General features: G+C 55.8%; 22 protein-coding genes. 10 read left to right on the top strand and 12 right to left on the bottom strand.

Annotated elements, in window-relative coordinates:
- The first annotated feature begins 27 nt into the window (after positions 1-27).
- The 3 genes from SIB88_RS16375 to SIB88_RS16365 are packed head-to-tail and all read left to right on the top strand — an operon-like array spanning position 28 to position 3,229.
- Positions 28-615 carry a recombinase family protein gene (locus SIB88_RS16375; RefSeq protein WP_062956558.1) on the top strand — a complete coding sequence of 196 codons (588 nt, stop codon included), beginning with the start codon at positions 28-30 and terminating at the stop codon, positions 613-615.
- A 10-nt stretch (positions 616-625) separates the two neighbouring features.
- The gene (locus SIB88_RS16370) at positions 626-2,242 is read left to right on the top strand and encodes a DDE-type integrase/transposase/recombinase (protein WP_082923407.1); all 1,617 of its coding nucleotides are present in this window, start codon (positions 626-628) and stop codon (positions 2,240-2,242) included.
- A gap of 12 nt (positions 2,243-2,254) precedes the next feature.
- On the top strand, positions 2,255-3,229 hold the full coding sequence (locus SIB88_RS16365) for an ExeA family protein (protein WP_062956556.1): 975 nt from the start codon (positions 2,255-2,257) through the stop codon (positions 3,227-3,229).
- A 166-nt stretch (positions 3,230-3,395) separates the two neighbouring features.
- On the opposite strand, the gene SIB88_RS16360 is transcribed toward SIB88_RS16365, so the two are convergent.
- The 5 genes from SIB88_RS16360 to SIB88_RS16340 all read right to left on the bottom strand — a co-directional run bounded on the left by SIB88_RS16360 (position 3,396) and on the right by SIB88_RS16340 (position 8,659).
- Positions 3,396-3,809, bottom strand: coding sequence for an extracellular solute-binding protein (locus SIB88_RS16360; RefSeq protein WP_412558560.1), 414 nt, complete (start codon positions 3,807-3,809; stop codon positions 3,396-3,398).
- 32 nt (positions 3,810-3,841) lie between these two features.
- Positions 3,842-5,029, bottom strand: a complete 1,188-nt coding sequence (locus SIB88_RS16355; protein WP_412558559.1) for a PLP-dependent transferase — start codon at positions 5,027-5,029, stop codon at positions 3,842-3,844.
- Entirely contained in the window at positions 5,013-5,735 is a 723-nt protein-coding gene (locus tag SIB88_RS16350) for a FadR/GntR family transcriptional regulator (RefSeq protein ID WP_068517911.1), read from the bottom strand. Before SIB88_RS16350 ends, SIB88_RS16355 begins: the two co-directional genes overlap by 17 nt.
- Before the next feature lie 391 nt (positions 5,736-6,126).
- Entirely contained in the window at positions 6,127-6,513 is a 387-nt protein-coding gene (locus SIB88_RS16345) for a c-type cytochrome (protein ID WP_412558558.1), read from the bottom strand.
- 268 nt (positions 6,514-6,781) lie between these two features.
- Complete coding sequence (locus SIB88_RS16340) at positions 6,782-8,659, bottom strand: autotransporter outer membrane beta-barrel domain-containing protein (protein WP_412558557.1); 1,878 nt, start codon at positions 8,657-8,659, stop codon at positions 6,782-6,784.
- A 300-nt stretch (positions 8,660-8,959) separates the two neighbouring features.
- Here SIB88_RS16340 and SIB88_RS16335 point away from each other — a divergent pair, with 300 nt between their 5' ends.
- The 5 genes from SIB88_RS16335 (at position 8,960) to SIB88_RS16315 (ending at position 14,132) form a co-directional block, all read left to right on the top strand.
- Entirely contained in the window at positions 8,960-9,547 is a 588-nt protein-coding gene (locus SIB88_RS16335; protein ID WP_412558556.1) for a sigma-70 family RNA polymerase sigma factor, read from the top strand.
- On the top strand, positions 9,544-9,690 hold the full coding sequence (locus tag SIB88_RS16330; protein ID WP_170310244.1) for a hypothetical protein: 147 nt from the start codon (positions 9,544-9,546) through the stop codon (positions 9,688-9,690). The genes SIB88_RS16335 and SIB88_RS16330 overlap by 4 nt, the downstream gene beginning before the upstream one ends.
- The gene (locus SIB88_RS16325; RefSeq protein ID WP_412558555.1) at positions 9,690-10,796 is read left to right on the top strand and encodes a FecR family protein; all 1,107 of its coding nucleotides are present in this window, start codon (positions 9,690-9,692) and stop codon (positions 10,794-10,796) included. Before SIB88_RS16330 ends, SIB88_RS16325 begins: the two co-directional genes overlap by 1 nt.
- Positions 10,797-10,986: 190 nt before the next feature.
- The gene (locus tag SIB88_RS16320) at positions 10,987-13,401 is read left to right on the top strand and encodes a TonB-dependent siderophore receptor (RefSeq protein WP_412558554.1); all 2,415 of its coding nucleotides are present in this window, start codon (positions 10,987-10,989) and stop codon (positions 13,399-13,401) included.
- 143 nt (positions 13,402-13,544) lie between these two features.
- The gene (locus SIB88_RS16315) at positions 13,545-14,132 is read left to right on the top strand and encodes a HupE/UreJ family protein (RefSeq protein ID WP_412558553.1); all 588 of its coding nucleotides are present in this window, start codon (positions 13,545-13,547) and stop codon (positions 14,130-14,132) included.
- 106 nt (positions 14,133-14,238) lie between these two features.
- Here the strand turns inward: SIB88_RS16315 and SIB88_RS16310 are convergent, their stop codons facing one another.
- The 6 genes from SIB88_RS16310 to SIB88_RS16285 all read right to left on the bottom strand — a co-directional run bounded on the left by SIB88_RS16310 (position 14,239) and on the right by SIB88_RS16285 (position 19,860).
- The gene (locus tag SIB88_RS16310; protein WP_412558552.1) at positions 14,239-15,162 is read right to left on the bottom strand and encodes an ABC transporter permease; all 924 of its coding nucleotides are present in this window, start codon (positions 15,160-15,162) and stop codon (positions 14,239-14,241) included.
- A gap of 7 nt (positions 15,163-15,169) precedes the next feature.
- Complete coding sequence (locus SIB88_RS16305; RefSeq protein WP_228194167.1) at positions 15,170-15,949, bottom strand: ABC transporter ATP-binding protein; 780 nt, start codon at positions 15,947-15,949, stop codon at positions 15,170-15,172.
- 99 nt (positions 15,950-16,048) lie between these two features.
- A complete protein-coding gene (locus SIB88_RS16300) occupies positions 16,049-17,035 on the bottom strand; it encodes an ABC transporter substrate-binding protein (protein WP_068517920.1) in 987 nt (328 codons plus the stop codon).
- Between the two features lie 229 nt (positions 17,036-17,264).
- A complete protein-coding gene (locus SIB88_RS16295; protein WP_206927855.1) occupies positions 17,265-17,666 on the bottom strand; it encodes a VOC family protein in 402 nt (133 codons plus the stop codon).
- A gap of 3 nt (positions 17,667-17,669) precedes the next feature.
- Entirely contained in the window at positions 17,670-18,833 is a 1,164-nt protein-coding gene (locus SIB88_RS16290; RefSeq protein ID WP_412558551.1) for a hypothetical protein, read from the bottom strand.
- Positions 18,834-19,191: 358 nt separating this feature from the next.
- The gene (locus SIB88_RS16285) at positions 19,192-19,860 is read right to left on the bottom strand and encodes a TetR/AcrR family transcriptional regulator (RefSeq protein ID WP_114113504.1); all 669 of its coding nucleotides are present in this window, start codon (positions 19,858-19,860) and stop codon (positions 19,192-19,194) included.
- A 136-nt stretch (positions 19,861-19,996) separates the two neighbouring features.
- Here SIB88_RS16285 and SIB88_RS16280 point away from each other — a divergent pair, with 136 nt between their 5' ends.
- Together SIB88_RS16280 and SIB88_RS16275 are read left to right on the top strand one after the other, a co-directional pair.
- The gene (locus SIB88_RS16280; protein ID WP_068517926.1) at positions 19,997-21,163 is read left to right on the top strand and encodes an efflux RND transporter periplasmic adaptor subunit; all 1,167 of its coding nucleotides are present in this window, start codon (positions 19,997-19,999) and stop codon (positions 21,161-21,163) included.
- 11 nt (positions 21,164-21,174) lie between these two features.
- Positions 21,175-24,321 carry an efflux RND transporter permease subunit gene (locus tag SIB88_RS16275; RefSeq protein WP_068517927.1) on the top strand — a complete coding sequence of 1,049 codons (3,147 nt, stop codon included), beginning with the start codon at positions 21,175-21,177 and terminating at the stop codon, positions 24,319-24,321.
- A gap of 228 nt (positions 24,322-24,549) precedes the next feature.
- Here SIB88_RS16275 and SIB88_RS16270 read toward each other — a convergent pair whose 3' ends face one another.
- Positions 24,550-26,154 (bottom strand): FGGY-family carbohydrate kinase, encoded by a 1,605-nt coding sequence (locus SIB88_RS16270; protein ID WP_114114253.1) that lies wholly within the window; start codon positions 26,152-26,154, stop codon positions 24,550-24,552.
- Between the last annotated feature and the right edge of the window lie 167 nt (positions 26,155-26,321).

Below are 26,321 nucleotides of genomic sequence, written 5' to 3'. Positions count from 1 at the left end.
CAAAAACGGCTTTCCGGACGGTGCGCCATGCGTATCGGCTATGCACGTGTCTCGACCGACGATCAAAATCTTGACCTGCAAAATGATGCTTTGCGGGAAGCCGGTTGTGAGCGCATTTTTCGGGACAAGGTGAGCGGCGCCAAAACTGATCGTCCAGGGCTTGATCGCACCTTCGAAGAATTACGTCAGGGCGATGTGCTGGTTGTCTGGCGTCTGGATCGCCTTGGACGGTCCCTGAAGGAATTGATTGCGCACGCCGAGATGCTGGCCGAACGACAAATCGGTCTGCGATCAATTACCGAAGCGATTGATACGACCACCAGCGGCGGCAAGCTGGTCTTTCATATCTTTGCAGCCTTGGCTGAATTCGAACGCAACCTGATCCGGGAGCGAACGAAAGCCGGTTTGGAAGCCGCAAGATCGCGCGGCCGGAAAGGCGGTCGCCGTAAGGCACTGACCAAAGACAAGCGTCGACACGTCGTGGACCTGTATCGATCAAGACAGCACAGTATTAAAGAGATCTGCGATCTGATGGGTGTGTCGCGGGCAACCGTCTATACCTATGTCGCGGAATTTGCCGATAGCATTGATGGCGAGGCCGACAATGAAAGGTAGGGCCGCACGCATACCGGCCGAGGCACTTCTGGCGCTTCGGACCAGATTGTCTTCTCTGCCCGCGCGAGATCCTGGCCGGGCCAGCGCTGTTGCACGAACAGCCGAATTATATGGTCTCAGTATATCATCGGTCTATCGCCAGTTACGAAACTTGCAACGCCCGAAAGGCATGCAGCGTTCTGATAGCGGCGAGCCGAGGGTCATGTCGCGGTTAGACATGGAGCGATATTGCGAGATCGTTGCCGCCCTGAAAATCAGAACTGAGAATGGCAAAGGTCACAAGTTGTCGACGAATGAAGCCATCCGGTTGCTTGAGGATCACGGTATTGAGACGCCCGAAGGTTATGTGCAAGCCCCTAAAGGAACGCTGGCGACATCTACCCTGAACCGGTGGCTTCGGAACTGGGGATATGATCATCCCCGGATGATACGCGGCCCGGCTGCGGTTCGGTTTCAGGCCAGATATTCCAACGAACTCTGGCATTTCGACATGAGTCCGTCCGACCTTAAGGAACTTGACCAGCCGGAATGGATTGAACCCGGACGCGGAGCACCAACCCTGATGCTCTATAGCGTGGTAGATGATCGTAGTGGTGTTTCCTATCAGGAATATCGCTGTGTGTATGGTGAGGATGCGGAATCTGCCTTGCGGTTCCTGTTCAACGCCATGGCAGCCAAAGAAGGCACCACACTTCAGGGCAGACCGTTAGGACTGTATCTCGACAATGGACCAGTTGCCAAAAGCATCGTGTTCCAGACCGTCATGGGACATCTTGGTGTTGATTGGCGTACTCACATGCCTCGCGGCTCGGACGGTCGACGGGTTACGGCGCGATCCAAGGGCAAGGTTGAACGTCCGTTCCTGACCGTCAAGGAAGCTCATGAAACCCTGTATCACTTTCATCGTCCCAAAACAGAGGCCGAAGCCAATAGCTGGTTGTTGAACTTTATTAACCGCTACAATGACAAACCGCATCGCCATGAAGCCCATAGCCGAACGGAAGACTGGTGTTCAAACTTGCCCGCGCAGGGCCTGCGCGAAATGTGTTCCTGGGAACGGTATTGCGCTTTTGCCCGGGAACCGGAACGTCGAACGGTTGCAGCGGACGCCCGCATTCATCTGAAGGGAGCCTATTATGAGGTAGACCCGGATCTGGCGGGTGAAGAAGTTTTATTGTGGTGGGGATTGTTCGATCAAGAACTGTTTGTCGAGTTTGGCAATAAACGCTATGGCCCGTATCGCCCGGTCGGTGGACCGATACCTTTGCACCGCTATCGCAAACAGGCCAAATCGCCCCGCGAGAAGCGTGCCGACAAAGTAGCCGACTTGGCGGCCAGAATATCGGTACCGCGTTCGGCCTTTGCCGGGTCGGAACAGGTGTTTTCCAGCGCAGAGATTATCCCCCTCGTTGAAGCAACGTTTGAAGATCCGGACCCGTGGCACCAGTTCAGTTATGCCAGCACCCTCGATGCGCGTCGCGGCATTGCGGATTTGTTGGAAAAACCGCTGGCGCGGTTGAGTGCCGAAGACCTTGAATTCATCGAGGAGCTTGTCACCACCACGACAAACAAACGTGAAATTTCTACGGCGATCAAAACACGGTTCGGCAAGAACCCTAAAACATAGCAGGAGGCTGTCATGCTAACAGCGGATGTCAGGGCATTTTATGGCATCGAGAAGGACTGGGCGCTGGCCGGTTTTTTCGAAACGGAATGGCACCGCCAGATGATGGCCGACCTGCGGGCGGCCATTCTGGCCGGTCGGCTGGTTGCCATCACAGGATCAGTTGGTGTCGGAAAAACCATGATGCTAAACAGGCTTCAGACAGAGTTGTCCGCAAGCAAAGATATTCTCGTGGCCCGCAGCCTGTCGATCGACAAACCGCGTGTTGTTCTGCCAGCCCTTCTGACCGCAATCTTTCTCGATGTCTCCGGTGATGCGGATGTCAAAGTGCCGACACAACCCGAAAAGCGGGAACGCAAACTTCAGGACCTCATCAGGAAAATGAGAAAAACCGTCGTTCTGTTCATCGACGAAGCTCATGACCTGCATGGAAACACGCTGACCGGTCTCAAGCGTCTGATGGAAATTGTCCAGGCAGGGGACGGGGTTCTGTCTGTCGTTCTGGTTGGCCATCCCCGCCTGCGGAATGATCTGAACAAGGCGACAATGGAAGAGATCGGGCATAGAACCACCAAGATCATGTTTCAGGGGCTTGGCGATGACAGTCGCAAATATCTCGACTGGCTGCTGAAGCAGTGCCGGACCAAAAACACTAGGCAAGGAGACATTATTGCGGACGATGCGCTGGATCTGATGGTCGAGCGCCTGTCAACACCGCTTCAGTTTACCGAACATCTGACACGCGCTTTCACCGAAGCCTACAAGCTTGGCGCCAAGCCTGTCACCCGGGAAATTGTCGAAGAAACAATTGCGATCGGCTATGACGATCTGGATGCCCGACTGGCACGGCTTGGATACAATGCCAAGACACTGGCGGAGCAATTCGATACCCGGCTTCCGGAAATGCGCAAGTTCCTGAAAGGACACCTGGATTCCGAACGGACCCAGGAACTGGGGCAGATGATGCGACAGGCCGGATTGCCGATATAATCTTCAGTGGCAGATAATGTGATTTCACGGTGATGATTGCGGTCTGGTGGCAAATAATCTGATCACATTCGCAGTTAATGTGATTTGGGTACCGGTGATAAAATCACTTAATTTGAGCCGGAAAAGCGCGATAAGTGCAAGTTTGACGGATTATAAGTGCAATCCTCTATACATAGGGCAGCATATAGGCGGTATTCCCGGCCGAGCGCGCAAATTCCAGGGCGCGATCATTCAGCGTTTCTGCGCCGTCCCATTTCGCAAGATAGGGTTCAAGACTTTCAAGCGCGCCATTATTGGCATAAAGCGTCAGCCAGGTATCGGGCATCTCGACAATGTCGGGGGTCTGACCGGCCGAAACCATGGTGGCGAATTTTTCGAATGCCTGCCCCCAGGGCAGGGACGTGATTTCAACCGTCACACCGGGGTTGGCGGCCTCATACTCCGCGACCAGCCCTTTGAGGGTCTCGGTGCGTTCTGGGCTGGTGATGACTTCGACCAGCTTCAATGTGGTGTCGGCATAGGCCTGACTTGTTAGCGCAATAGTCGTTACACCTGCCAGTAGCGTTGTTTTCCAGTTCATGGTGAAGTTCCCTGTTTTAAACGATAGTGTTCTTACTTCAGGCTTGCCTCGATTGCGGTCGCCAGGTCAGACCAGAGGTCGTCGGCGCTTTCGAGACCGATATGCAGGCGGACCAGATTTTCGGGCACGCCAAAGCGCATCGCCGAATTGGGCCCGCCCACTTGCGCCCGCGTAACCAGTGCGGGGACAATCAGGCTTTCATGTCCGCCCCAGGACACGCCGATCTTGAAAAAGCGCAGCGCATCAACAAAGGTCGGGATGTCGACCTCGGGGGCGAATTCGAATGAAAAAAGTCCGGAAGAACCGCTTAATCCCGGGGCGGCCGGATCCATCAGGCCGGGATAGTGAACAGCGGTTACTTTGGGATGATCGGCAAGTTTGCGGGCAATGATCATGGCCGAACGTTGATGTTCGCGCATGCGTGCCGGAAGCGTGCGCAATCCGCGCAACAGCAACCACCCGTCAAAGGCCGAGAGTTTCGCCCCGAGATAAGGCAGGATCGTTGATCGCACCCGGCCGATGAAATCGGTGCTTCCGGCAATGACACCGGCCACCACATCGCTGTGCCCGCCGATATATTTCGATGCCGAATGAATGACCACATCACAGCCAAGGGTGGCGGGCTGACAAAAGACCGGGGATGCCCAGCTGTTATCAATCATCGAAACCGCACCATGATCGCGCGCGATCTCGCACAGGGCCTTGATATCATGGGTGTGGAAGGTCCAGCTGGTAGGGCTTTCAAGATACAGCACCTTGGCCCCGGGCAGAATGGCGCGCACCGCATCAAGGTCGCGGCCATCGACGTAATCGACGCTGACATTCATGTCGCGCAGGAACATTTCGAAAAACCGGAACGCATCGGGATAGCAATGTTCGACCGAAACAATCCGGTCGCCCGGTTTGACCACCGACAGAACAGCCGATGAAATAGCGGCCATGCCGCTTGCCAGGCCAAGGGCGTCTTCGGTCTTTTCAAGGGCGGCGATCTTTTCTTCGAAGGCACGGACCGTCGGGTTCAGCCCACGCGAATAGACCGGCCGGGTTTTGCGCCCGGCATAGGTTTCGACCATTTCGTCGAAATTCTCGAATGTGAACAGAGAATTCTGGAAAATGGGCGGCACCACGGCATTTGCGAAATGTTCCGCGTCATAGGCCACGACGCTTTCGGGGCTGCTGACAGTTTGCTTGTGATTGTTCGGATTATTGTTGTTCTTCATCAGACATTCTCACGATGTCGTTCTCGACGACTTCAAGGATGGCAAGGGTGTGCTGGCGGGCCAGTTCGGCATCGCCGGCAACGATGGCGTCAAACAGCATGCGGTGAAATTCAAAGGATGAACTTGCGAAATCGGGGCGGTTGAACGGCTGGGCAAAGAAGCTTTCGAATGCTTCGCGCATTTGCCCCAGAAGCTGTTCGAATAACGGATTGCCCGATGCCTTGTAGATCGACAGGTGAAACACCAGATCGGCCTCGCCAGCGGTGCCGAATTCAAGATGTTCGGCCTCCATCGCATCAAGGGCGGCGCGCATTTCATCAATGTCCTGTGCGGTGGCGCGTTTGGCGGCCAGCATGCTGGCTTCGACTTCCAGCCCGCGGCGCACTTCAAGGGTTTGCAACAACCCGTCGCGCTGGGTGGCGATCGAAAGCGGCATGAACAGGGTCTTTTCACTGACTTGCCGCTTCAGATAGGTGCCCGATCCCCGCCGGATTTCGACAACACCCAATGCCTGCATATGGCCGATGGCTTCGCGAATGCTTGACCGGCCGACTTTCAGGCCCGCCATCAATTCGCGTTCGGGCGGCAACCGGTCACCCGGTGCCAGTTTGGAACTGACGATGAAATCGGTCAGGGCTTCAAGGATCGCATCACGGCGTCCCGATGTTTCAATGGGTCGAATGGTCGCTCCGTCCGCGTGCGGCACATCACACCTTCTTGTTTGTCATCACAGGTCCGGACTGCCGGGGTGAACTGTTCAATCTGGTCAGTCATCAGACGTCAGACCAATTTTTGCGTTGAATCGGTTCAAGTCAAGTTCAAATTCAACCAACCGGTGATTTATGGGGGGATTTGCAGACTAATTCTCGGCTGGTTTGTGCAGGCGCGAAATTGCGAAATGCGCCGGTTTTCAAGGGGATTGGGCATGATGGTCGACCCGCACATACGCACACGCATTCAGGTTTGATCATGCGCCGGATTTTTATGGCCTTCGGGGGCGAAACCGGCGGGGAATCGGGCGGGTTTGGTCCGGCAATGATAAGGCGGGATGACGGCCAGGATGAAATGCGAGATGACAGCGCGGGTCAGGAGCGCGGTTATTTTCCGGCTTTGGCGCGCGCTTCCTGGCTTAAGGATTCCATATAGACCAGAAGATCGGCGATGCTTTCCGGTGTCAGGGTGAATTCCGGCATCGTCATATTGTCATGCGATACGGTGATGCCTTCTGCCAGTGCTTCTTCGAGGTTTTCAAGCGGCCAGCGCAGACCGAAACTTGCCAGGGACGGCGCATCGGCAACGGCCGGATCCGGGGCCTGGTCGCCGTCAAACTTGGTGTGACACCGCAAACAGGTTTGCTCGGCAATGGACTGGCCACGCGTGATATCGCCATGTTCTTCGCCCTTGCGGCCCAAATAGTCACCAATGCCCCACATTCCAGCCGCGACAATGCCGGTTACCAGAATGATAAAGCTGGTTTTTTGCATGGTTAGCTCCCCAAAGGCGTGTTTTTATCGATTACATCGCACACTAGACGATCAAGGTAACCAATTTCCTAAAGTATGGTCGTTGCATTGTGATGGCGCTATGGGGAAATTTATACGCGCCTTACTTGTTTGGGTGCTGGCGTGACAGCCACAGCTTACGTTTACGTTGCCGGCTTTCTGACGGGTAATGATCATTCCGTCCGACCGGCGCAGGACGCTTAGAAAAAAGGGTGGCACAAAGCCACCCCATTTCGTTTCAAGGATCCGTTCAATTAAGCGGTATATCAAGTCCCACCCTGAATGTGCTTGTCTGGGTGGCATTCATTGCCTGATTGAAGGATGATTTGAATTGCGTATTGTCCGGCAGGAAACCCAATGTGACGGGTGTATTGGCAATCACTTCGAAGCTATGTGACGAGTAGTTCGCCAGACCAATACCGTCATAGGCATATTTGGCATAGATGCTGCCGCCATCGGCGAATGTGATGTCGCCGCCAAACTCGGCTTTGGCACGTAATTTTTCGGTATCTACTTGGCTGCCATTCGCGTGCTCAATTGGCGGTGCCTGGAAATCCCAGATGCCGCGAAGGGCCACGAATGGGCGATAGGTCGGGCCATCTTCCACTTTCAGGACGCGCACAATTTCCGGGCCGAATGTAAGGTTTCCATAAGATATGGTCTGGGAGTCGATCCGTTCTCCGCCGAAATTGGTGTACGACTTCTGTTCCTCACGGAAGTAGTTAAGGCCGATCTGAGGATAGAACTCCCACTCATCGGTGCGGATGTCGCCGGTTAGATTTGTCTCCACTTGCGAACGTTCACCATCATACTTGTCCCAACCGCGACCGACCGGGTTGATCTTGTTTTTTGACCTGCCCCAGGCAACACGCCCATCCCAGATCAGGTTTTCATCCAGTCGCGACACCATATAGGGTCCGACCATCCAGCCATGTCCCTTGCCTTGGCTGTTTTGGCCGGTGGCCGTCGATTTATAAAGGTCATACTGGCCAAGCAGGCCTATCATGGTGTTTTTGTTAAGACGATAATCTACGCCGGTCATAAACAGACCGAAATCGCTATCTCCGGTCGTGCCGCCCCGGCTGTCAGTAATGCCTTCCCATCTGCCCTTGACCCAAAGGTTCATGGGACTTTCAAAATTGGAAAACTGGCTGGGCGGAAGGCCATTTGTATTTTGCTCTCCGGCGGCAAGTTCGCCGGTCCAATTCATCACGCTGTTGAGGTTTGCCGCAAAGCTGCCCCGTCCTTCGTTTAACTCCATATCAACAGGCAATGTCAGGCCTGTCGACTCTGCCAAGGCATTTCCGAATGCGGCATTGTCGCCAAACAGGCCGCCAAGGCTGCCGCCGCCACGACCAAATCCGCGTCCGGTCAAGAGCCCGGAAAGTCCGACACTTTGCGAGGTGATGTTTCTGATATGGGTGCCGATAACGCTTTTAATTGCTGACTGCGACTCTTCAAGGTCGCCAGCCGGGGCAAGCGTATTGTCAAACAGCTTGTGTTTTACCGTTGCCTTAAGCGTGCCGCCAGAGTCGCGCAAGGTGAAAGTAATAAAGATATCGCGCCCGGCAATCTGGGGAAGATTGAAGTTTGTATTTTGGCCTGCAAATGTGTCGCCGCTAAGAACCAAGCCGTCAAATAGCGCAAATGATGCCGGGTTCGTGCCTTGTTTGATTGTAAGGCTGATCGATGACTTGCCTTGCGGAGAACCCGAAAAGGTTACCCAAGTCAGATCTCCGTTACCTGCGCCACCGTGCATGCCTTCAAAGACCATATTGGCATCAGCAAAAGTCGCCCCGCCACTCAATGAAATCTCTAGCGTGTCACCTGCGGCAAAACCGGCTGGGGCCGGATTGGCGTCATGAAAAAACGCGATCTCATCACCGCCAAATGTTCCGATGGCTTCGTTTGTAATCGTCTTTGTTGTCGCTGCAGTGCCATTGTCGTCCGTTACGCTATAGGCATATGCGCTATGGGCGGTGACAAGCAAAAACAGTGCTGCAATACAAAGCCCCACGGCGTGGTTTTTTAACTTGGTCGCCGAGTTTGTTGCTTTACATCGCGTTACTTTGAAGTTTTTAACTATTCTAGCTGTTTCATTGGCAACTCTGCTTGTCCCGCGTCTCACACGCACTTCCCCCACAATTTCATGATCCCTCAACCACTTGATATTGTTTTGTAATCTGCGAGAGGAAATGTCAACAAACTTAAACGCACAGGTTGTGTTTTGACTGTGTGGAACTATTGTTTCTGCCTTTGCCTCATAAGTGAAAACCGTGGTTCGGGACACTGGGAGTTCAAACGTGAACCTCAGAAATCAAGCGTGTCGTGAATGTCGACGTTTGCCTAAGTCGCGTAATCTGTCCTCGGTTGACGGGGAGGGTACAAAATATAGTATTGATAATCAGTATCATTTGCGATAATCGTGATGGCCCGCGCGGACCCGATCCTGTCTGATCCTGTCCGCTTGCCGCAAAGGACGTTCGGATTGCCCGGAAACGCGACTTCAAACGCGACATCACTGGTTTTGTTCATGCGCCAAAGACCGGCGCTTGTGAACTATGCCAGTTCGATCATCGGCAACCGTGTGTTGGCCGAAGATCTGGTGCAGGAAGCCTGGTTGCGATTTGACGAGGCGTCCAAAGGCCGGTTTCTGGAAGACGCGACCGGGTATCTTTACCGGATCGTGCGCAATCTTGCCCTTGATAGCAAACGGCGCGATGCACAGGAAAGCCGTGTTACCGGGGCGGCTGACTATGAAGTGATCGCCAATATTTCGCCCGCACAGACGCCGGACCCGGAAACCATCGTTCTTTACAAGGATGACTATGCCACCCTGATGCAGGCCCTGGCCGAGCTTCCCGAAAGAACGCGGATTGCCTGCGAAATGCATCGCTTTGGCGGGGCCAAGCTGCGCGAGATTGCCGAATTCCTCGATATTTCTGTTCCGCTCGCCCACAAGCTGGTGGCGGATGGTATTGACCATTGCCGCGAACGTCTGGGCGGTTGGCCATGAAGGTAATGCATGACCCGGTCATTCTTTTCAGTGTAGAAGATCGCATTGCTGCCCGTCTGGGTGGTGATCAGATGCGATTGCTGACAAGATATGTCCGTGGCACGGCCGATCAAATTGTGCGCCCGGACGGTGAAATGGTGTGATGACAGGGATGACAAACCCGGCGCAAGCCAAGGCAGCAAAAGAAGCAACCGACTGGATTATCCGGTTGCACGAAGCGCCCGAGGACCGCGAACTCAAGGCAGAATTTGATGCCTGGTGCGCGCAGGATCCGCTGCATCTTGATGCCTGGAATGCGACCAGACGCACCGCCGATCTGATGGCGGGGATCGCACCGCTTGGGGCGGATCAGGCCAAAGACGGCAAGGCCGACTGGCAGCGTTTTCTGGATGCCAGACGGGCATCCGAAGACGATCTGGCTGATGTCAGAACTGCTGCTGGCGAAGATGCCATCGCAGCCCGGGCCGAAGAAACCGCCAAAGTTATCGCCGCCCAAAGCCGGTTTAAAAAACGCGGCAATACATCCTGGCGCGGGATTGGTCTTGGCGGGCTTGCCATTGCCGCATCCCTGGTTGCGGCAATAATCGGGCCGCGGATTGCAACCGAAATGCAGGCTGATCATTTCACCAAGACAGCCGAAATTACCACGGTGACGCTGGTCGATAACAGCACAGTGACCCTTGCACCTGAAAGCGCGATCAAGGTGCGGATGGATGGCACCACCCGGTTTGTTGAATTGCTAAGCGGGGAGGCGTTTTTTGAAGTCACCCCCGATCCGCAAAAACCGTTTACCGTCGGTGCCGATGCCGTGACCGTAACCGTGCTGGGCACCGGGTTTGATGTGTCTGATACGGCGGGTCGGTCAAGTGTCGCGGTTGAACATGGCCTGGTCCGTGTTGAAAATGCCCCGACCGTACCGCCAGTGTCAGAATTGCTTGAAGCCGGACAACAGGCCCGGGTCAGCCGCGACGGACAGGTTCGCCGGTCAACCGCCCCGGCAAGCCAGATCGCCGCATGGCGCCACAATCAGCTGATTGCCCAGGATCAGCCGCTGGGTGAAATCGTTGACCGGTTGCGCCGGTACTATACCGGCACCATCGTCATTACCGATGCCGAACTGTCCCGTCAGACAGTGACCGGGGTTTATCGCCTTGATGATCCGGTATCAGCCCTGCGCGGCATGGCCCGTGCGCAAAAGGCAACGGTGCGTGAAATCACCCCTTGGTTGCTTGTCGTGTCGCCGTCCTGATCAAATCCGGATCATGAAACGCGTCGGGAAATTTGCCTAAAACCGGGGCTTTCAGGCCGATTTTGAATTTTCTGAAACTTTTTTTGAAAAAACACTCAGCCGATCCGTTTTGTTTCATATCTCGCCATTGAGAAGCGTTTGCATTCTCAGTCTGGTTGGGGCATATGACGTAAAACGGAGATTAAGACGAATGAAGAGTGGGGGTGCAGACACGCTGCGTAATCGTGGACGTGTTGCAGTTATAGCCAGTGCCTTGATGATGACGACCGCCTTGGCGCCCGTCATGTTTGCAAGCGATGCGACCGCCCAGGTCGCGGCAAACGGCATTGATGGTCAATATGCCTTTGACATTCCGGCCCAGTCGCTGACCAGTGCGCTTGCGCAATTCGGTGTTCAGACCGGGCTTCAGGTGACTGTGGATGGCGCGCTTGCCCGTAATGTGCAGGCCAGTGCCGTTTCCGGTACCATGCGTGCAGATACGGCACTTGAAGCATTGCTGCGCGGAACCGGACTGAGCTACGACATTACCGATGACGAAACCGTGGTGATCGAAGCGGTCAATACCGGCGGGGCCGCACAGGGCGAAGTTCTTGACCCGATCCGGGTTGAGGCGAATGGCGCAGAAGCATCGGGTCCGGATGTTGCCATTACCGAAAGCTTTGTCGCATCGCGCAGCCGCACGGCATCGAAAACCGACACGCCAATTCTTGATGATTCATCGGCCGTGTCCGTGATCACCCAGAAAGAAATGGAAACCCGCAACGTTCAGGACATCCAGCAGGCCGTTTCCTATACCGCCGGTGTCCAGGCCGCGGAATACGGGTCGGATTATCGCTATGACTATGTGCGTATTCGCGGCTTTGGCCAGACGTCGCTTAGCAGTTATCGCGATGGTCTTCCCATTCGTATCTACAACTTCACCAACAGCCGTCCCGAACCGTATGGTTTGCAGCAGATCGATGTGCTTAAGGGATCGACATCAAGCCTGTTTGGCCTGAATGGTCCGGGCGGTCTGGTCAATATGACGACCAAACGTCCCGAAGACGAAGCCGGCGGCGAAGTCTTTACCACCTTTGGTGAAAATCACTTGCGCGGTGGCGGGGATGTCACCGGCCCTGTGGTCGAGGGCAGCAACTGGACATACCGTTTGACCGGCCTTTGGCAGGATGCCGAACGCAGCCAGGATTATTCGCAGGATGACCGTCTTTATATCGCGCCGGCCTTTACCTACAAGCCCAAGGCAGGCACCGAAGTCACCCTTCTGACAAGTTACAGCGAACGCGACAGCGGCCTTGGCTATGGCTATCCGATCGGGATCGAAACCAGCCGTGATGCATTCTTTGGGGAACCGGATTTCAACAATTTCGACACCGAAGAAACCAATATCGGTTATGCGCTTTCCCACCAGATTACCGACAAGCTCGAATTTCGTCAGAGCGCGCGTTACACCCATGTCGATCTGACCTATGAAACCATCTATCTCAATGACAGCACGCCGCTTGGCAATCGTAATGCCTTTGCGATTTATGGTGAACTTGACCGCTTCGGGATCGACAACCAGCTGCAATATGACACGGCGATCAACGATACCTTTGACAGCAAAACGCTGATGGGGATCGATTTCAACCGTGACCGGAACCGCGAATTCCGCCGCGACGGTACGGCATCGGCAATTGATCCGTACAACCCGTCCTATTGCGGGCTTTCATGCATCACATTCACAAGCAGTTCCGACACCGAAATCACCCAGTCGACCTATGGTGCCTATCTGCAGGAACAGCTGACCATTGCCGATGACTGGATTGCGACGGTTGGCGGGCGTTTTGATTATGTTCAAAGTGACACCGACACCATCAGCAGCGGCACCACGGCCGAACGCGATGATCACAAATTCACATCGCGCCTTGGTCTGACCTATAAGGCGACCAACGAAGTTTCGATTTACGGCAATTATTCGGAATCCTTCCAGCCGGTCTATTCCGGTCTGGCGTCGCGCCCCGATGGGGTCAAGCCGCAGGAAGGCACGCAATATGAAATCGGTGTGAAATATCAGCCCGAAACCTTTGATGCGCTGTTTACCGCGGCCCTGTTTGACCTGACACAGGAAAACGTGTCGCAGTGGAATTCAAGCACCAGCAGCTATAAGCAGATCGGCGAAATCAATTCGCGCGGGCTTGAGCTGGAAGGCAAAATGTCACTTGATGAACAGACCAACCTGACGCTTGCCTATACCTATCTGGATGCGGAAATCAAAGACGACATTACAGCAGCCAATATCGGCAACAGCCCGGCAAACGTTCCCGAACATCAGGCATCCGCATGGCTTGATTACACCATTCCGGGGCAGGGCTGGTTTGGGGATCTGACCCTTGGCGGGGGCATGCGCTATACCGGCGAACGTGCACGTAATGACGGCAATACCGAAACGCTTGGCGGATACACGCTGTTTGATGCAGCGGTCATTTATGCGGTGACCGATGATGTCAGCCTGTCGGTCAATGCCACCAACCTGACCGACCGCGAATATGTGTCTTCCAATACCTTTGGCAGCCGCTATTACGGTGATGGCCGCACGGTTCTGGCGACCCTTAAATACAGCTGGTAACAGCTGATCCAACCTATCTTCTGGCAAAAGGGCGGGGCATTTTCCCCGCCCTTTTCGTTTGGGATATTGGCATTGAACGACTTGTATGATAATTTTTAAAAACTTCATAAGTTCGAGTTTCAGATCATACAGGAGAATTCAGAATGCGGCATTCATCGCTTGTTGCCTTTGCCATGGCGGTTTTGGCGGCAACGCCGGCACTGGCCCATACCGGGGCGGGCACGGTTTCGGGTTTTGCATCGGGCTTCGGGCATCCGATCGGTGGTCTTGACCATTTGCTGGCGATGGTTGCGGTCGGCATTCTGGCCTCCCAGCAAGGGGGCAAGTCGGTCTGGCTTCTGCCTTTGTCCTTTGTCGGCATGATGATTGTCGGCGGCATTCTGGGCGTTGCCAATGTTGCCCTGCCGTTTGTTGAGCTTGGCATTGTCGGTTCGGTGATTGTGCTGGGCGCGGTTATTGCCCTTGGCAAACATCTGCCGACCGGTGCGGCGATGGCGTTGGTTGGTCTGTTCGCGGTTTTCCATGGTCATGCCCATGGCACAGAAATGCCGGCAACCGCCAGCGGCATCGAATACGGGATCGGCTTTGCTGTTGCGACGGCGGCACTTCATGCCATCGGACTTGGTCTTGGCATGTCGGTTAAAAAGCTGGCCGAAAAGGCCGCCCCATTTGCCGTGCGTGCCGGCGGCGGTGCCATCGCAGCAGCGGGTGTTTTCCTGCTTGCGGCGTGAATGCAGTCCGCGATGACCTGATATGAAAAACGGCCGCCGTTCCGGATGGGAAGGGCGGCCGTTTTGTTTTCAGACCGGTTGCATAGTGACGCAGACCGCGCGAAGGCTATTCGCGCAATTTCTCGCGTGCGGGTGCGCCGCCGCGTCCACGTTTCAGGCTGGGCAGGGCCAGCATGGCCAGAACAAACAACCCGGTCGCCAGTTTAAGATCGGGCGGTGGCATGCCGGCCGCCAGACACAGCGACACCAGCTGATAATAAATGATCGCCCCGACAAAGGGGGCGAGGAGCTGGCGAAACACACTTTGTTTGCCGACGACCGCCTCGCCGATCATCAAGGCGGCAAGACCATTGATCAGAATACCAAGCCCCATATTCACATCGGCAAAGCCTTGTGACTGGACCATCAATGCGCCACTGGTCGCCGAAAAGGCACTGGCAAGACCGACACCGACAATGGTGGAAACCCAGACCGAAATGCCCTGTGCCTCGGCCATGGCGGGGTTGGAGCCAACCGCGCGAAGGGCCGTGCCCTTTTCGGTTTTGAAAAACCAGTTCAGGGCCAGAAACACAGCCGCACCAATGATCCCGGCAATGATGATCTTGCTGACCGGGAAGCCCGGGGTAACGAACGGTGCCCAGTTATAGACACTGTCCGAGCCAAAGATCGACAGGTTCGATTTGCCCATGATGCGCAGATTGATGCTGTAAAGCATCGTCATCATCAAAATACCGGCAAGCAGGGTGTGAATGCGGAACCGCAGATGAATAAGGGCCGTACAGCAGCCAGCCAGAAAACCGCACAACAGGGCCACGATGATCGCCAGCGCCGGGTTTATGCCCGCGGCAATCAGAACACCACAAACACACCCGCCCAGCGGATATGCGCCCTCGCTGGTCAGATCGGGGAAATGCAGGGTGCGGAACGGGATCATGATGCCCAGAACCACAAAGGCCAGAATAAGGCTTTGGGCAAGGGTCACCGGCACAAGCGCGACATAGCTGGTAAAGGTCGAAGACAGAAATTCCATAGTATTCTTAAGCCCCCAACATCATCGCATCGGTCTTGACCGCGAAATGATCGACCAGTTTTGCCACGGTGATATTTGCTTTTTCGTCGCCACCGATCTGAAGTTTGACGCGGCCGGCATCAAGCATGATGACGCGATGCCCGTAATCGACAGCGTGCTGCATATTGTGGGTCACCATCAATGTCGTCAGTTTCAGGCTGTCGACCGCGCGAACGGTTGCCTGCATCACCAGATCGGCGGTGCGCGGATCAAGGGCGGCGGTATGTTCATCCAGCAACAGCAGATCGGGCGATCCGCCAACCGCCATGATCAGCGACAATGACTGGCGCTGTCCGCCAGACAGAAGTTCCACCTTGGTGTTCAGGCGGTTTTCAAGACCAAGCCCCAGGGTGGATAACCGTTCCTTGTAATCGGCAAGCCGTTTGGCATTAAGCCCGCGCGCAAGGGTGCGTTTTTTGCTGCGCAATTCGGCCAGAAGCATGTTTTCGGCAACCGTCATGCTGGCCGCAGTTCCCAGCATCGGGTCCTGAAACACGCGCGCAATCCGGGTGGCGCGTTTATGAACCGGGGTGTTGGTGACGTCATCCCCGTTAATCAGGATTTGACCGCTATCAAGGGGAAGCGCGCCAGACACGGCGTTCAGCATCGTGCTTTTGCCTGCCCCGTTTGATCCGATGACTACGCCGAATTCGCCGGTTTGCAAGGTCAGGTCAAGATTATCAAGTGCGACCTTTTCGTCGGGTTGTCCGGCGTAAAAGGTTTTGCGTGCAGATCGGATTTCAAGCATCCGTCTTCTCCTTGGGCCATGTGTGACATGGCGAAATGGCATTGGCGCCGAAGGGAATGACCACTTGCGGCGCCAATGTGTGTTCAGGTCTGGACGAAATTATTCGACGATGCAGCCGCAATCGTTGAATTCAGCCGGAATTTCGATCCCGAAGGCAGCAGCAGCCGATTTTGAAATCATCGGTGCATGGGTTTCATAGGACGGGGCGGACGGCGGAATGTCTGCCGGTGATTTGCCCTTAAGGATTTCGGCGGCGATCTTGCCGGCATTCAGGCCGACCTGGCTGTAATCGACCGAGAAGCTGGCCGGAACGGTGCCATTGGCAACAGCCGAGCTGTCAGAGTTGACAATCGGAACGCCGATCTGGCGGGCAGCGGCTGACACGGCGGCAATGGCCGGCTGAATCAGGTTCGATGCCGGGGTATAGATGACGTCTGCCTTGCCTGCGACCGATGTGATGCGCTGCTGGATGTCATTGACGTTATCAATGCCGACCGCAACGACCGAGAAACCAGCGGCCGGTGCCAATGCTTCGACCTTTTCAAGAAGGGCAACGTCATTGGCTTCGCCCGGGTTGTAGGGCAGGGCAAGGCGCTTGGCATCAGGAAGAAGCTTGCGGGTGAATTCCAGAACCGCTGCGATATCCTGAAGATCGGACGCGCCGGTCATACCTTCGTCACCGGCTTCCCATGACGGGACCAGCTTGGCGGCAACCGGATCGGTCACAGCCGAAAAGACGATCGGAATGCCAGACCCTGCCAGCGCCTGTTTGGCGATCTGCGAAACCGGGGTGGTGATCGTATAGATCAGTTTCGGATTCTCGGATTGCAGCTTGGTGATCATCTGGGGCACCAGGGATGCGTCAAAGTTGGTGTGGCTTTCGGAATAGGAAACGTCTTTGCCCTCAACAAAGCCGTTTTCAGCCATGGCTTCCTTGAAGCCTGCAATCGCCGCATTAAGCTGCGGATGTTCGCCGAAATTGGCGATCCCGACCTTGATTTCCTCGGCCGATACGCTTGAGACGGACGCAAAAAGGCTGCCTGCCAGGACCAGTCCGGAAAGAAGGCCCGATTTGTTCATTTTCATTACCTGAAACTCCCTGATTCTTTTGGGCCGGCATTCGCTGCGCCGACCTTGAATGCGGATCATGCGAAGTTCCGAGATGAACGTCAATAATATGTATTTTTTCGAACCAACGCGGCCGTGAAAATCTGCATGAATGCGCAGCAATCATAGAACGGGGTGTCCAGGCCACAGAGTAGGGCCGTATTGGAAATGCAGGCTTGTTTCGATCCATGGTTTAACCAAATGCCGATCAGCCTGTGCAAAAGGCCCTGCTTGATATCGAAACCGAATTCTTCGCCGGGTCTTTGAGATTGGCAAACTGATAGTTATCGGCCTCATGGACCGGACCGACAGTCAGTCCGGCTGCAAGCAGATGGGCGCGAAACGCGACAACATCACGCACGTCAAAGACCAGCTTGATAAGAGCCTGACCTTCTTTCTGCCCCTTGCTTGCCGGATGCAGCATCAGGACCAACCCGCCGTCCGCCCGGCGCAATTCGGTGATGCGATCTTGTGGTCGTGCAACGACCTGATATCCGAAATAGGTGCTGTAAAATGACACCATTGCCTCGACATCCCGGCAATAGATCACAATGCGATTGCACGGCCCTGAAACAAGGTCCGAGGGATCGGAGGCAGATGGTGCATTCATGATCTAACTGCCATCAGCCGTGCGATAGACTGTCAGGCCGTTGACAACAATCCGGCCATCTGGAAGCAGTTGACCGTCATATTCGGTTGTGCCTTGCTGGCCGGGACGGCCAACCGCAAGGCCGTTCACCGCAAAGGGCAGCAGGGCGCCAAGAAGGGTCGGGCTGTCAGGCGTGCCCAGCAGGTCAACCAGCTTGTCCTGGCCCAGCAATTTGAAATCAAAATCACCGGTAAAGCCATATCGTGCGGCGGCCTGGGCCATGAATTCGCCGGAACCAAGGGCCTCAAGCCCGCGGGATTCAACGTAGAATTCCTCGACCTTGACCGGGGCTCCGTTCTGGGCGGCCTTTTGCCAAAGCGCATCACCGATCTGGCGGCGGGCAAATCTGGGGGCGGTGCCGGTCAGGATATCGTGGAAGCCTTTTTCAATGATCGGTTTGGCTTCGCGCCAGGGCAGGCCGGTGCTGCTGCTTTTGACGCGCATGGTGCGCGGCTGGAACAGGCTGGGCAGCCATAAACCGTCATGGGCGTAATCAAGATGGGTTTCACCGTTTTCGCCGGGATAAAGGGTAAAGCTTGCCGATTTGACCGCCCCCATTTTTTCGCGGTTGGGACCGGTCCATTCGGCACCCTGCCAGGCAATGCGGGCCAGTTCCGGCAGCCACTGGATCATCAGGCCATTCATCATCCAGTGTTTGCGCGTCACCGGTTCGTCACCGATCAGGAAATCGGCAAAGCCGTCAAAGGTCACCGGGATGTTGCGCGCAGTGTCCCAGCGCAGATAGCCCCCCGCATTGCGCATGGTCAGATCGCGCTGGTCACTGGTGGCTTCGGCTTCCATCCGCGCGCGTTCGGGCAATTTGACATCAAGATCAATCTGATTGGTTTGATCGGTGTCGCGCACGGTAACCGTGACCCCGTCCATGGTCAGCGCGCGGTCGGTCGAATAGCCGCGAAGATCAAGATAGACGCCATCATAGGTCAGAACCACGCCATCGCCGTCAACCGTGCGGGCATCGCTTTCGGTTGCCGTGATGCCCGATTGCATCAGGATTGCTTCAACGGCGGTGCGGGCCTTGTCGACCGTAATGGCCTGCGCACGCGGGGCAAGCGCAAGCATCAAGGTGGCGCACAAGCCAAAACCGACAAAAACACGACGTCCGGGCATCAGAAAACCCCTGCTTCTGGAATGGTGACAAACGCGACCCTGTTGCATTCAGTTTACATCGGTTTTGCGCATCTTTGGTGAACTGTTTGGAACGGTTGCAATCAATCACGGGGCATGCCCCGATTGCGGCACCGCAACGCCGGTTCGCCAAACACGCATCCGATGGCGCGCGACATCACATATGTCACGCCCTGCCAAAGCAACCGGATCCGGTCTTGTCAGGCATCCTGAAGGTCAATTTTGGTGAAGTTAGGGCGCGGTTTGGCGCGTTTACCATCCGGTCACCCGGGTTGCTGACAGGATGCTGTCAGGAGCGGCAGGTTACAAGTAGCTGACTTTCATCGCAAAGCCGTCGTGATCAACTGTCACATCCGACCGTTTGGCGATGTTCGTCGGTGGTGATGCCACACAGGAAAATCTGCACAGCACGCGACACGCGGTCTTCAATCTCGCGGTCGGTCATCGGGGGTCTTGGATGATGTTTCATGATGCGTGATTGCCAGTCGCCGATCACCATGGCTTCGAACATTTCAGCCGCATGGTCGGGATCATTGATGCTGATGCGGCCAAGCTTTTGCTGGCGCGAAAGGTAATCGGCAAGATGTTTGCGTGTGCTGTCCGGACCGACTTCAAAGAATTTTTCGATCAGGGGTAGAAAGTTCTGGCCTTCGGAATACAGAATTTGAGTGAAGCGGGCGACTTCCTCGGTTACTATCTTGTGCGCCAGTTTGGTGCCGAAGTCCGTCAGTGCGTGACGAGGAGGGAGATCGGTTTCCAGCGAGATGTGTAATTCCGCGGAGAATTCCTGACAGCGTTCTTTCATGACAGCTTCAAGAAGGCCGTCCTTTCCGCCGAATGCTTCGTAAAGGGTTGTACGGGAGCCACCCGATTGCGAAATGACATCATTAAGTGTGACGCCAGCGAACCCCCGCTCCAGCAAAAGTTTCCAGGCCGCATCCATCATGGCGCGCCGTCTTGCAGACCCGCGAGTGGATTGTTTTTCAAGCTTTTCTGGCGTTTCACTCATGATTCTTGATTCTGTTGTTTTTGGCTCTTGATCGTGCAGTGCACAATGTGTACTGTACCGTACAGTATTTCGAAAAGCAATGACAAAGCGTTCCCGTTTTCATTGCTCGGGACTTAGAAGGAAAAGCAATTTGTCCATGCGATCTTGTTTGAAATTTGCCGGTGTGGCAGCACTTGCCTTGATGGTCGCTGCCTGCAGCGAGCAGAATGAAGGCGCTGAAAAACAGGCCGCTGCACCGCAGCAGCAACCTGCAACCCAGGTTGGTACCGTTACCCTTGAAGCCCAGACCGTCGGTCTTGTCGAAGAAATGCCCGGGCGTACGATTGCTTTCCGTCAGGCGGATATCCGTCCGCAGGTCGACGGGATCATCAAGGAACGCAACTTCACCGAAGGCACCTTTGTTGAAGCCGGTCAGCAGCTTTATATGATTGATCAGGATGTCTATCTGGCCAAGGTCGATGCCGCACAGGCCGAACTTGCCCGTCAGATCGCCACCTTTGATCAGGCCACCAAAACCCGCAAGCGTTACGATCCGCTGATCAAGTCGCAGGCCGTCAGCCAGCAGACCTATGATGATGCAGTCGCCGCCGAAGCACAGGGCAAGGCCGCAGTCGCAGCAGCCCGTGCCGAACTGGAACAGGCCCGCATCGATCTGGCTTACACCACTGTTACCGCACCGATTTCCGGTCAGATCGGATCATCCGATTTCACCGAAGGCGCGCTGGTAACCGCCAACCAGACTGCGAAACTGACCACGATCACCCAGCTTGATCCGATCTATGTTGATGTCACCCAGGCCGGGGGACGTCTGATGAAGATCAAGCAGGCCATCCAGAATGGCCGCATCAAGGGTGTTGAAAACGGTCAGGTCGAAGTTTCCCTGATCATTGACTCGACCGGTGCCGAATATCCGCACAAGGGCACGCTGCAATTCTCGGATGTGACGGTCAATGAAACCACCGGCACCATCCGGTTGCGCGTGGTCTTCCCGAACCCGGACGGAACGCTTTTGCCGGGCATGTTCGTGCGCGGTCAGGTCCGTCAGGGCCATCTTGAAAACGCATTCCTTGTGCCGCAAAAGGCCGTGATGCGTCGTCCGGATGGATCGGCTTATGTCTATGTCGTGGTCGATGGCAAAGTGGCGTCAAAAGACATCACCATCGAACAGTCCCAGGGACAGAACTGGCTGGTTTCGGCTGGCGTTGAAGATGGCGATCAGCTGATCGTGGATGGTCTTCAGCGTATCGGGCCGGGCGCACCTGTTGCAGCCCAGCCTGTCGAAACCGCCAAAGCCGCCGAATAAGGGTTTATTCAATGGCAAAATTCTTTATTGACCGCCCCGTATTCGCCTGGGTTGTTGCCCTGGTGATTATGCTGGCGGGGGGACTTTCCCTGTGGCAGTTGCCGGTGGAACAGTACCCGTCAATTGCACCGCCATCGGTCGAGATTTCGGCTTCCTATCCGGGCGCGTCCGCGCAGACGGTGGAAAACACCGTGACCCAGGTCATCGAACAACAGATGAACGGGCTGGATTACCTGCGCTATATGTCATCGAATTCGTCGTCAAACGGTCAGGCATCGATCAAGCTGACCTTTGAACCCGAAGCCGATCCCGACATCGCACAGGTTCAGGTACAGAACAAACTGCAAGCTGCGATGTCGTCGCTTCCGACCGAAGTGCAGCAGCAGGGCGTGACTGTCAGCAAGTCATCGGGATCGTTCCTGATGGTTGTCGGCTTTGTGTCGGCTGATGGTTCGATGAATGCCGAAGATCTGTCCGACTTTGTCGTCTCCACGGTTGAAGATCCGCTCGGGCGTGTGAATGGTGTCGGTTCGGTCACCGTGTTCGGTGCGCAGCATGCAATGCGCATCTGGCTCGATCCGAACAAGATGCTGTCCTATAACCTGACGGTGTCCGATATCAGTTCGGCTGTCGAAGCCCAGAACACCGAAGTCACCGCCGGTCAGATCGGTGGTGCCCCGTCGGTTCCGGGCCAGCAGATCAACGCGACCATCACCGCCCAAAGCAAATTGCAGACGGTTGATGAATTCGCCAACATCCTGCTCAAGGTCGAAACCGATGGGTCGCAGGTCCGTCTTGGCGATGTGGCCCGCATCGAAATCGGTGGCGAAAGCTATGACGTGGTGGCCCGCTATAATGCACAGGCTGCAACGGGTATCGGTATCTATCTTGCGACCGGGGCCAACGCACTTGACACCGCCGAGGCCGTAAAGGCCCGTCTGGCGGAACTCAAGCCGTTCTTCCCGCAAGGGCTTGAGATCGTCTATCCGTACGACACGACCCCGTTCGTGCAGGTCTCGATCGAAGAAGTGGTTCACACCCTGTTTGAGGCAATCGTTCTTGTCTTCCTGGTGATGTTGCTGTTCCTGCAAAACTGGCGGGCGACCCTGATCCCGACGATCGCGGTGCCGGTGGTTCTGCTCGGGACATTCGGTATCCTTGCCGCATTCGGCTATTCGATCAACACGCTGACCATGTTTGCCATGGTTCTTGCCATCGGTCTTCTGGTCGATGACGCGATTGTCGTGGTCGAAAACGTCGAACGTGTGATGCATGAAGACGGGCTTCCGCCGCGCGAGGCAACGCGGAAATCCATGGGGCAGATTACCGGGGCGCTGATCGGTATTGCGCTGGTTCTTTCGGCCGTGTTTGTGCCGATGGCCTTCTTTGCCGGATCGACCGGGGCGATTTATCGCCAGTTCTCGATCACGATTGTGTCGGCCATGGCGCTGTCGGTGGTTGTGGCAATCGTCCTGACCCCGGCCCTGTGTGCCACCATGCTCAAGCCGACCCATACCGACCCGCTTGCGAAAAAAGGTCCGTTCGGCTGGTTCAACCGCGGCTTTGACAAGACCAACCGGTTCTATCAGGGCAGTGTTGATCACGTTGTTCATCGCAAATGGCGTTACCTGTTTGTGTACGGGATCCTTGTCGGCGGCCTTGCGGCCTTGTTCTTCCGCCTGCCGGGCTCGTTCCTGCCAGATGAAGACCAGGGCATCATGTTCTCGATGGTTCAGCTCCCGGCTGGTGCCTCGCAGGAACGCACGGTCGAGGTTCTCAAGAAGCTGGAAACCCACTTCCTTGAGAATGAAAAGGAAAACGTCCAGGGTCTGTTCACGGTTGCCGGCTTCTCCTTTGCCGGGAGCGGCCAGAACGCCGGTATCGCCTTTGTCAACATGAAGGACTGGTCGGAACGTACCCGCCCGGATCAGGCTGTTGGTGCGGTGATCGGTCGTGCCTATGGTGCCTTTGCCCAGATCCGCGAAGCCATGGTCTTTGCCTTTGCCCCGCCGGCAATTATCGAGCTGGGCACTGCAAACGGCTTTGACCTTCAGCTTGTGGATCGTGGCGGCAATGGTCACGACGCCCTGATTGCAGCGCGTAACCAGCTTCTGGGGATGGCGGCACAGGATCCGCGCGTGGCCGGTGTGCGTCCGAACGGTCTGAATGACATGCCGCAGTTCAACATCAATATCGATCAGGAAAAGGCAAGCGCGCTTGCTGTCGACCTGGCGGATGTGAACCGCACCCTGGCTGCGGCCTGGGGGTCAAGCTATGTCAATGACTTCATCGAAAACGGCCGTGTCAAAAAGGTCTATATGCAGTCGGATGCGAAATACCGCATGATGCCTGAAGACCTTGATCACTGGTATGTCCGCAACGGTCTTGGTGAAATGGTGCCGATTTCGGCATTTGCCACCACGAACTGGGATTACGGTTCGCCGCGTCTGGAACGCTTCAACGGTCTGGCATCCGTCAATATTCAGGGTGCATCGGGACCGGGCGTTGCGTCGGGTGATGCAATGGCGGCCATGGAAGAAATGGTTGCGAAACTTCCGGGTGGCATCGGCCTTGAATGGCAGGGACTGTCCTATGAAGAACGCGAAGCAGGCGAACAGGGACCGGCATTGTATGCGCTGTCCATGATCGTGGTCTTCCTGTGCCTTGCAGCCCTTTATGAAAGCTGGGCGATCCCGATTTCGGTCATGATGGTTGTTCCGCTTGGTGTCCTTGGTGCGGTGCTTGCAGCCTTGCTGCGCGATCTGCCTGATGACGTTTACTTCCAGGTGGCCATTCTGACCACGATCGGTCTGTCGGCCAAGAACGCCATCCTGATTGTCGAGTTCGCCCGCGAACTTTATGACCAGGGCATGGGCCTTCTTGAAGCCACGGTGGAAGCCGCCCGTCAGCGTCTGCGTCCGATCATCATGACGTCGATGGCCTTTACCCTTGGCGTTGTGCCGCTGGCGATTTCGACCGGTGCCGGTGCTGCTGCCCGTGTGGCGGTGGGGACTGGTGTGATGGGCGGGATGATTGCGGCGACCGTGCTTGCGATCTTCTTCGTGCCGCTGTTCTTTGTTCTGATTGTTGGGACCTTTGCCAAGAACCGTTCAAAGCGCGGTGACGTCAAGGCCGCCCACGAACATCCGGCTGAGTAATCTGAACAAACAAGGCCGGTCCAAACCGGACCGGCCTTGTAAGGCATCGTGCTCGTGGCGGTGCAGAAAATGAATATCTTCTGCATGATCCCCCGACCCCGCCGTCGCGCGTGCGTAAGAAAGGGCCGATGCTTTTGCATCGGCCCTTTTGTTTTGACCCTAACCAAAAGTTGCGTCAAGCGCCTTTTGGTTAGGGCGTCCCGCGAACGGGGCAGGGGGAAAGAATTCTCAGCCGTGTTTGGCGCCCGGATTGCTCATGGCATCAAGGGCCTGGCGATGGGCATGCATCTGATGGAAAATGGCATAGCGCCGGTCATGATCGGCCTTGGCTTTTTCATCGGGGGCATGCAGGGTTTCCTTGCCCGCCATCTGGCGCGCAGCACGGGCCAGACCGCCATCGGCATCAAGTGCCCCGGCCGCAAGCATTGCCGAACCCAGCAGAACCGGCTCCTCGCAATCGGACATCACAACGTGACAGCCGGTGACATCGGCATAAAGTTTGACCAGCACTTTGGATGCGGTATGGCCGCCACTTAGATGAATGTGGGTGATGTCATATCCGGTATCATTTAGCGCATCGATGATATGGCGCGTGCCATAGGCAATCGCACAGGCAGTTGCCCAGTAAAGTTTCAGGAAGCTTTCCTCGCTCTGATCAAGTGTCAGACCGGAAATCACCCCAAGGGCCTCGGGATCGGCAAGCGGGGACCGGTTGCCATGAAAATCGGGAAGAACATGCAGGCGCGGTGCAAGGTCGGTGGTATCGGCCATCAGTGGCAAAAGCTTTTCCCCGGCAAGCTTGTGGGCATCGCGGCCCATGCCGTTGGAAAATGGATGCATGGCGACAACATGGTCAAGCAACGCACCGGTTGCCGACTGCCCGCCTTCATTGAGCCAAAGCCCCGGCGCAATCGCCCCGAAATACGGACCCCAGATGCCCTTGATGAAACGCGGTTCCTTTGACAGGGCCATATGACAGGTCGATGTGCCCGCAATCATCGCGAAATGCTGATCCAGATTGCCATCCAGATATTCGCCAAGGGTGCCAAGTGCACCGGCATGGGCATCAATCAATCCGGCCCCGACCACGCAATCGGTGGTCAGGCCAAGATCAGCCGCACCTTGTGCATCAAGGGTGCCGATGCGTTCGCCAACCGCCAGTGCAGGATCATGCATATTGATCTTGTCATTGAGGTCTTCCATGCCGATCACCGACAAGAAATCACGATCCCACGGTTCGTCCTGATGGGCCAGATACGTCCATTTGCAGGTGACAGTACAGCAGGACCGGGCATTGCTGCCGGTTGCGCGGAATGACAGGAAGTCGGCCAGATCATAAGCCGCCCCCATCTTGTCCCAGGCCGGTTTGTTATGGCGTTTCAGCCACATCAGTTTGGGCATTTCCATTTCCGGGGACATGGTGCCGCCGATAAATTCCAGAACCCGCGATCCGGTCGCGGTGCATTCTTCGGCCTCGCGCACGGCACGGTGATCCATCCAGACAATCACATCCCAGTTATCCCCCCCGCCCGGGGTCACACCCAGCGGGCGGTTGTCCTGATCGCGGATGACCAGCGAACAGGTGGCGTCAAAACCGATGGCGGCGATTTTTTCGGGGGCGACAGCGGATTTTTTCAACGCATCGCGAACCGACTGGCAAACCGACTGCCAGATATTTTCCGAGTCCTGTTCGACAAAATCGGGTTTGGGACGGTTCATCGCAATTGCATGGGCGGCACTGCCAAGCAGCTTGCCATTGGCATCAAAGACGCCAGCGCGCGCACTGCCGGTGCCAACATCCACGCCGATGAAACAGGTGTCTAGGGGACTCATGGTCGGGTTTTCCTCCGCATTTCCCCGGCTTTGCAGATGGGACCGCGACTGCCGGATGTTGTTTTGAATGGTCTGATTGATCGCGATTTGATCAAAAGTTCAATAGTTGGTCAAATGTTCATTTTTGTTGACGCTGAAACATGTGATTGGCTAGGCTGCTTTCATCA

Origin of the sequence: Thalassospira sp. MIT121401 (assembly GCF_047125595.1) — a bacterium.
Taxonomy (GTDB): Bacteria; Pseudomonadota; Alphaproteobacteria; order Rhodospirillales; family Thalassospiraceae; genus Thalassospira; species Thalassospira povalilytica.
This window is presented reverse-complemented; position numbering and strand designations above follow the sequence as displayed.